Below are 7,079 nucleotides of genomic sequence, written 5' to 3'. Positions count from 1 at the left end.
ACTGGTTGCCTTGGCGCGAGCCTCGACCACGCCGGTGAGGATGCCCCGTTCCTGTTCGGCCGCGCCAGAGGCGACCGCGGCAAGGTTGGGAATCAGATTGGCGCGTTCCTGATAGGCGGCCTGGACGTCGGCCCACTTGGCCTTGGCATTCTCTTCCGCGGTCGGGACGCTGTTGATCCCGCAGGAGGCGAGCCCGATGGCTGCGACGGCGGCGAAGGCGAAGCGCCCGATGCGGGCGAAAGGCGAAGCATTCATAATGCGAAATCCCTCTCAATGGCGGCAATCATGTGGCCGCCCCACGGATCGGTAAATAGAGATGATACACGCCATTTCAAGGTGTGTTAGCGCACTATCGCACCTGATCGGGTTTGCGGCCGGGAATGTTTCTTGGCACTATCCGCGAAGGACCAATCAAGGAGGATTTAGGCCATGCTCAGCGAGTTCAAGGCATTCATCGCCAAGGGCAATGTGATGGATCTGGCGGTGGCGGTGATCATCGGCGGCGCCTTCGGCACAATTGTCGCTTCGCTGACCGGCGACGTGATCATGCCGATCGTCGGGCTGGTCTTCGGCAATGTCGATTTTTCGGACCATTACATCGTGCTCGGGGGGGAGGTCGCGCCCGGCACCAGCTTGGCCGCGGCGCGCGAAGCGGGCGCGAACGTGCTCGCCCTAGGCAATTTCATTTCGACCGTGATCAACTTCCTGATCCTGGCTTTCGTCATCTTCCTGATGGTGCGGTATGCCAACAGGCTGATGCAGAAGCAGGAAGAAGCAGCGCCGCCCGCCGGACCGACCGAAGTCGAGCTGCTCACGGAAATCCGGGATGCGTTGAAGAACCGCTGATCCAGGGGGTTTGATCGGGCCGATAACCCGCTCACTTCCCATTAAGCTGCAACTCCCTATATAGGGCCTGCCGGTTTCGGCCGGCTATGGCGATAAATTGCGGTGTGCAATAGGCACAGCGGACCCGGGGGCAGTACCCGGCGGCTCCACCACAAACCCTGATCTGTCAGGGACTTATGACGGGGCCGAACCAGGATCGACGTGTGTTGAAAAGCACTGTTTTCGCCCGGGCTGAGTAACCCGTTAAAGGCTCAAAACACACAAGTGCCAATGATAATGAAGCACTCGCTCTTGCGGCGTAATGTGACGGCCTAACGGCCTGAATTTACAAAGCTAAAGCGCGGTTGGACCCACCGGGCAACAGAAGCGGATTCCAGGGGTTCGGGGAGTACCTGGCAACAGAAACTCCCCACTTTCCAACTCCAATTGCAGGTCAACCGGCCTCGGCCGCCTCGGCTTCCCGCCTTTCGCGCTCGTATTTGAGGCAATCGAGGATCTTGGCCCCGGCGAGGAACACCGCGCCGGTGGTGGCGAGGAACAGCAGCTTGCCGCCCCAGCCGGGATATTGCTCGAGATAATGGACGCCGCGGGTGCAGGCACCGAGCGCAAGGGCATAGATGATCAGGAAGGCCTCGAACCTCGTCTTGATCACAAACAGCCTGCCGATCTTGCGGAGCATGCCTGGCCTTTCGCGTTAATCCTTTGTTGAGCACCGAACATGCCAGATAAGCGTGCCAAGACAAGCCCTTGATCGACTCTGGCCCATTTCAAAACACCAGCGGTTCAAATACTGCCGTTAACCAAGCTCTCCCAGGCCCAGCACATGCAGCAGCTGGTCGCGCGCCTGCACGACCATCTGGGCCAATGCTTTCGTGCCGAGATCCTCGGGATGGATTTCCTCGGGCCAATATTGCCTGATTATCTCCTCGATCATCCCAGCCCGCTCCTCGTCGAGCAGGAAGCGGGGATCCACGGTTGCGGGATCGGCGACGACGCGCAGCCGCAGACAGGCCGGGCCGCCGCCATTGGCCATCGATTCCCTGACATCGACCGGGAGCACCTTGCGGATCGCGCCATTGCTGGCGAGCATCGTATCGAGCCAGGCGCTGACCGCTTTGCTGGCGCCCGCCTCGGTCGGGACGATCAGCGCCATGCCGCCTCCTGCCCCGGACGCCGATCCGGGGTCGGGCAGGGTCACCAGCTGCGCGTTGAAGAGATAGGAGCGGACCGCCTCTTCGAGGCTCACCGCGCTTTCCGGCACGATCACGATTTCGGCCTGGGGCAACTTCTCACGGATCGCCGCATAGGTGCCTTCGGGATCGGCAAAGGCGCGCTCATGGGTGAACAGCACGTTCTCGTTCGCCACCGCGACGACATCGTTGTGGAACGCGCCGGCATCGATCGCTTCGGGGTTCTGTTCGACGAACAATACCCGTTCGGGATCGAGGCCGTGCTTGCGTGCGACGATCCGGCTGGCCTGTTCGTGCTGGCGGGCGGGGAACCTTCCGCCCGGGCGGCCATAGACGAAGATCTCGATCCCCGGCGCGTAATGCCGCTCGCACATCCGCATATGGTTGGCCGCGCCCTCGTCGCCGAAGCACGGCATCACCGGGCGATGATGGACGAAATGATTCTGGTCGGCGAAGGCAAGGTTGAGTTGCCTTGCGGTATCCTGCCATTCCTGGAAGCGGTGCGGCATGGTGACGAGGTTTGCCGGGGTGATGTGGCAGCGCCTGTCGGCCGTGTCGGGCGCCGGCGAAATGGTCGCGGCATTGGCGGTCCACATCGAGGAGGCGGACCAGGCCGCGGCGAGCAGCGCCGGGTCGGTGTTCGCTTCATCGGCGCAGACGGCGGTCAGGAACCGCTGGTTGGGGCGGGGCAGCGGCACCAGGAAACCCTGCGGCAGGCCCAGCGCCAGATTGTGGCGCATCTTGGCGAGGCCCTGCAGCGCCGCCGCGCGCGGATGCGACACCTGGCCCTTGTGCGCGGTCGCCGCCAGATTGCCGAGGCTGAGCCCGGCATAATTGTGCGAGGGCCCGACGATGCCGTCGAAATTGATCTCGACCAGTGCTGTCGCCATGATTACCGCGCCACGCTCCACACCGTGTCGCCGGGTTTTACGTCGAGCATGTCGGCAGCGCGCGAATCGATCGCGAGCCCGCCATCCGCTTCCGCGCGGGCGCCGTAACAACAACGGAAAGACGTCAGGTTACCGGTCGCAATAAGTGCGCGCTCGCCCTTTACACATTCTGTGGCTACCAAAATACTCTCTCTAGAACTGGCGATGCTTACTACTTTATCGGTTCTTGCAGTCATTGTTGGACCGCCATCGAATATGTCAACATATCCTTCGTAGGAAAAGCCCTCATTTTCAAGCATTCTCATGGCTGCCCGGCCGCTTGGATGCGGAACGCCGATCGCGTTGCGGGCATCGTCGGACAGCATGGCGATATAGACCGGGTGCTTCGGCATCAGGTCGGCGATGAACTGGTTGCCGTGGATCGCGTTGAAATAGTCGGCATCCTGGAAGTTCATCCCGAAAAACCGCCCGGCCACGCCGTCCCAGAACGGCGATCCGCCGCGCTCGTCGATGATGCCGCGCAGCTCGGCCAGGATCCGGTCGGCAAAGCGCGCCCGGTGCATGGCGATGAACAGATAGCGGCTGCGCGCCAGCAGCATGCCGAGCCCCCCGGCGCGTTCCGAGGGATGGAGAAACAGCCCGCCGACTTCGCTCGATCCTTCAAGGTCGGTCACCAGGCTGAGCAATTCGGCCCGCACCGTGCGGTCGAGTTCCTGCGAATGCTGGGTGAGGGTGGTCAGGCGATAGGAATAGAACGGCCACAGCTGCCCGACCTGGGTGAACAGCTGGCAGGTCCCGCGCACGTCGCGGGTCTTGATGTCCTCCAGCACCAGGACGAAGACTTCGTCTTCCAGGCCCGCTCCCGTCCGCCCGAACGCGGCGGTCGAGCGCTCGAGCTTTTCCCCGAGCGCCTTGCGGTCGGGCGGGAGGTTGGTGAAGCCGCCGCCGGTCAGCTTGGCCATCTGGTAGAGCGGCTCGAGGTCGGCGGGCGTTGCCGCTCGCAGGCGAAAACTCACAATCTGTCTCCCGTTGCGAGGCGGTGCAGGACCAGCACGGACAAGGCTGCCCGTTCCGACAGCGAGGGCACGACCAGGAATTCGTCGGGCGAATGGATCTTCCCGCCGCGCACGCCCATCGTGTCGACCACCGGGATGCCGCAGGCGGCGATGTTGTTGCCGTCGCACACTCCGCCGCTCGACTGCCAGTGATAATGCTGGCCCAGTTCCGCGCAGCAATTGCCCACGAGATCGAACAGTCTCTGCGCCTGCTCGCTCACCGGCTTGGGCGGGCGGGTGATCCCGCCATGGACCGAGATGGCGACTTCCAGTTCCTTCTCGGTCGCCTTGACCAGTTCGGAGAGATCCGCCTCGAAGCGCTCGGCGGCCTCCCGCGTCTTCGGGCGGATGTTGAAGTGCAGCACCGCGTGATCGGGCACGACATTGTTGGCGCTGCCGCCTTCGATCTTCGCCGGATTGATCGTCAGGTCGCGATGTTCGAGCGCTTTCAGCGTCACCACCATGCTCGACGCGGCGACGATCGCGTTGCGGCCGGACTCGGGATTGCGCCCGGCATGCGCCGAACGCCCCTTGAAGGTCAGGCTGTAATTGCCGCTGCCGCCGCGCGCATGGGCGAATGTGCCGTCGGGCAGGGCTGAAGGCTCATAGGTCAGCGCCGCGTATTTGCCGCGGGCGAGCTTGCGGATCAGGCTGGCGGAGGAGAGCGAGCCGGTTTCCTCGTCCGAATTGATCATCACGTCGTAACCGATGTGCGCGGCCGCTTCGCTGGTCTCGAACGCCTTCAACGCGGCCAGGATCACGGCGATGCCGCCCTTCATGTCGGCCGCGCCGGGGCCGTTGAGCGTATCGTCGTCGATCCAGGCGAGGTCCTGGAACGGATCGTCGGCCGGAAAGACCGTGTCCATATGACCGGTCAGCAGGATCCGCCGCCCGGCATTGGGGCGTACGCGCAGCACGAGGTGCCGGCCATGCTGCCTTTCGACCTCGCTGCCATCGGCGGCAATCGCGGTGACGCGCGCCGGCTCTTCGAGCGATACCTCGCCCGGCAGCGCGGCAAAGGCATCGGCGAGCATCGCAGCGGTCTCGGCCAGGCCCGCGAGATTGCCCGTCCCGCTATTGGTCTTGCACCAGCGGGTCGTCATTTCGAGCATGTCCGCCTGATCGATTTGCTCGACCAGCGCCGCTTCTTCTGTAGCTAACTGTTTCATTCGAAACCGGTTTAGAAGCTCGACAAGCCTATGTCCAACAGGAGATTTCGGGCCTCGCCGGTGCGAACCGGGAGTGACATAAGTGACAAATCCAACATTTGCTGTCCGCGTAATAAAGCTTAATAATTCCAACTGCTTGCGGTGCCCAGGGTGACAGCTGTGCGCTTTCAGGAAATTAAAATCATCTTTCCGCGTCGGGACAGGAAATTTCCAACACCGGCAGGATCGAAGTTCGTGTCCCTGCATGGTCTGGAGCGGAAGGCGCGGCGGCGTCACCAGCCCAGGCTAAAGCAATCGGGCGCTGTAGGAAAATGGCAGATTCGGGTGGAAAGGGACATTCGATTTTCCCCGTTCGGCCGGATATATGACTCAGGCGGAGGATGTCCCGGATTCGCCGCGGCTTCCGTCCGTTTCGGGTGGTGCGACGGCCCCTCCCTGTCTTTTCCTGGACTGTGTTCCCCCCGTTTCCCTTCGCTCAGGTTCTGGTGCACATCATCCCTGGACGTTCTTACAGGCAGGCTTCCAGATACGCCTGGTCGAAGCCGAACTGGCGGGCCTTTTCGAGCGTATAGGGGCGCAAGCCCTGCGAGCGGAATTCGCCGAGGATCTTCCCGTCCTCGCTCTCGTCGAGATATTCGAACTTGAACAGCTCCTGGGTGACGATCACGTCGCCTTCCATGCCGATCACTTCGGTGATGTTGGTGGTGCGGCGCGAACCGTCCCTCAAGCGTTTCACCTGCACGATCAGGTCGACCGATTCGGCGATCTGGCGGCTGATGGCTTCCTTGGGGATCTTGATGTCGCCCATCAGGATCATGTTTTCCATACGGCCGAGGCATTCGCGGGGGCTGTTGGCGTGCAGCGTACACATCGAGCCGTCATGGCCGGTGTTCATCGCCGCGAGCAGGTCGAAACACTCCGCGCCACGAATTTCGCCCAGGATGATCCGGTCCGGGCGCATACGCAGGGCGTTCTTGACGAGGTCGCCGATGGTGATCGCGCCCTGGCCTTCGAGGTTCGGCGGACGGGTTTCGAGCGGCAGCCAGTGCGGCTGCTGCAGGCGAAGTTCGGCCGCGTCTTCGATCGTCAGCACGCGTTCGCCCGGGTCGATCATCTTCGACAGGGCGTTGAGCATGGTCGTCTTGCCCGAACCGGTACCGCCCGAGATGACGATATTCATCCGGCTGGCGCCCGCGATCTTGAGCGCGGTCGCCATCTTGTCGTTCATCGAGCCGAATTCCCTGAGCATGTCGATCGTGATCGGCTTCTCGGAGAATTTACGAATCGAGATCGCGGTGCCGCGCAGCGAGAGCGGTGGGACGATCACGTTGACGCGGCTGCCGTCCTTCAGGCGGGCGTCGGCGAGCGGGGTGGTCTGGTCGACGCGGCGGCCGACCTGGTTCACGATCCGCTGGGCGATCTGGAACAGGTGCTGTTCGTCGCGGAACTGGATCGGGGCGATGGTCAGCTTGCCCTTGCGCTCGACATAGGTCTGGTTGGGGCCGTTGACCATGATGTCGGTGATGTCCGGATCGTTGAGCAGTTCCTCAAGCGGGCCGAAGCCGAGCAGCTCGTCGATCAGGACCTTTTCGAGCGCGAACTGCTCGCGCCGGTTGAGCGTGACCTTGAGCTCGGCCAGCACTTCCATGATGATCGGGCGGAATTCCTCGCTCAGCTCTTCCTTGCTCAGCGTCGCCGCCGCTTCGGGATCGACGCGCTCGAGCAGGCGCGGGAGCACCTGTTCCTTGATCTTGTGGACGCTGGCTTCGAAGCCATCGATCTGGGCATGGTTGTCGACCACGTTGTTGGCGCGGTCGGCCAGCCGCGACATCGCGTCGCCCTGGCCCGCAGGGCCGGCCATGTCCAGCGGATCGGCCGGGACCGGAGGGAATTGTTCGCCGCCCATCGGCGGGGGGGCAGGGCTCTTGC

The 7,079-nt window shown here is 62.9% G+C and carries 7 protein-coding genes and 1 other RNA gene; 2 read left to right on the top strand and 6 right to left on the bottom strand.

Annotated elements, in window-relative coordinates; all coding sequences use genetic code 11:
• Positions 1-255, bottom strand: a 255-nt coding sequence (locus AC16XC_RS08250) for a LemA family protein (protein WP_484034170.1), incomplete at its 3' end; no start/stop codon positions are given.
• A 174-nt stretch (positions 256-429) separates the two neighbouring features.
• Between AC16XC_RS08250 and mscL the strand changes: the two genes are divergently transcribed.
• Both mscL and ssrA read left to right on the top strand, forming a co-directional pair.
• Positions 430-846, top strand: a complete 417-nt coding sequence (gene mscL, locus AC16XC_RS08245; RefSeq protein WP_484034169.1) for a large conductance mechanosensitive channel protein MscL — start codon at positions 430-432, stop codon at positions 844-846.
• 31 nt (positions 847-877) lie between these two features.
• Positions 878-1,221: a transfer-messenger RNA gene (gene ssrA / locus AC16XC_RS08240) on the top strand.
• A gap of 58 nt (positions 1,222-1,279) precedes the next feature.
• Here the strand turns inward: ssrA and AC16XC_RS08235 are convergent.
• The 5 genes from AC16XC_RS08235 to AC16XC_RS08215 all read right to left on the bottom strand — a co-directional run bounded on the left by AC16XC_RS08235 (position 1,280) and on the right by AC16XC_RS08215 (position 7,056).
• A complete protein-coding gene (locus AC16XC_RS08235; RefSeq protein WP_484034168.1) occupies positions 1,280-1,525 on the bottom strand; it encodes a hypothetical protein in 246 nt (81 codons plus the stop codon).
• Positions 1,526-1,642: 117 nt separating this feature from the next.
• Positions 1,643-2,926 carry an N-succinylarginine dihydrolase gene (locus AC16XC_RS08230; protein ID WP_484034167.1) on the bottom strand — a complete coding sequence of 428 codons (1,284 nt, stop codon included), beginning with the start codon at positions 2,924-2,926 and terminating at the stop codon, positions 1,643-1,645.
• A gap of 2 nt (positions 2,927-2,928) precedes the next feature.
• A complete protein-coding gene (locus AC16XC_RS08225; RefSeq protein ID WP_484034166.1) occupies positions 2,929-3,942 on the bottom strand; it encodes an arginine N-succinyltransferase in 1,014 nt (337 codons plus the stop codon).
• Positions 3,939-5,150, bottom strand: a complete 1,212-nt coding sequence (locus tag AC16XC_RS08220; protein WP_484034165.1) for a hydrolase — start codon at positions 5,148-5,150, stop codon at positions 3,939-3,941. The genes AC16XC_RS08225 and AC16XC_RS08220 overlap by 4 nt, the downstream gene beginning before the upstream one ends.
• 508 nt (positions 5,151-5,658) lie before the next feature.
• Positions 5,659-7,056 (bottom strand): TadA family conjugal transfer-associated ATPase, encoded by a 1,398-nt coding sequence (locus AC16XC_RS08215; protein WP_484034171.1) that lies wholly within the window; start codon positions 7,054-7,056, stop codon positions 5,659-5,661.
• Between the last annotated feature and the right edge of the window lie 23 nt (positions 7,057-7,079).

Source organism: Candidatus Andeanibacterium sp., assembly GCF_057143545.1.
Note: the sequence above shows the minus strand (reverse complement) of the source record. Positions and strands in the feature narration are given on the sequence as shown.

Excerpts from the sequence above, each read along its gene's own strand:
- AC16XC_RS08220 (WP_484034165.1), bottom strand. The coding sequence starts at position 5,150 with ATGAAACAGTTAGCTACAGAAGAAGCGGCGCTGGTCGAGCAAATCGAT.
- AC16XC_RS08230 (WP_484034167.1), bottom strand. The coding sequence starts at position 2,926 with ATGGCGACAGCACTGGTCGAGATCAATTTCGACGGCATCGTCGGGCCC.
- AC16XC_RS08235 (WP_484034168.1), bottom strand. The coding sequence starts at position 1,525 with ATGCTCCGCAAGATCGGCAGGCTGTTTGTGATCAAGACGAGGTTCGAG.
- AC16XC_RS08215 (WP_484034171.1), bottom strand. The coding sequence starts at position 7,056 with ATGGGCGGCGAACAATTCCCTCCGGTCCCGGCCGATCCGCTGGACATG.
- mscL (WP_484034169.1), top strand. The coding sequence starts at position 430 with ATGCTCAGCGAGTTCAAGGCATTCATCGCCAAGGGCAATGTGATGGAT.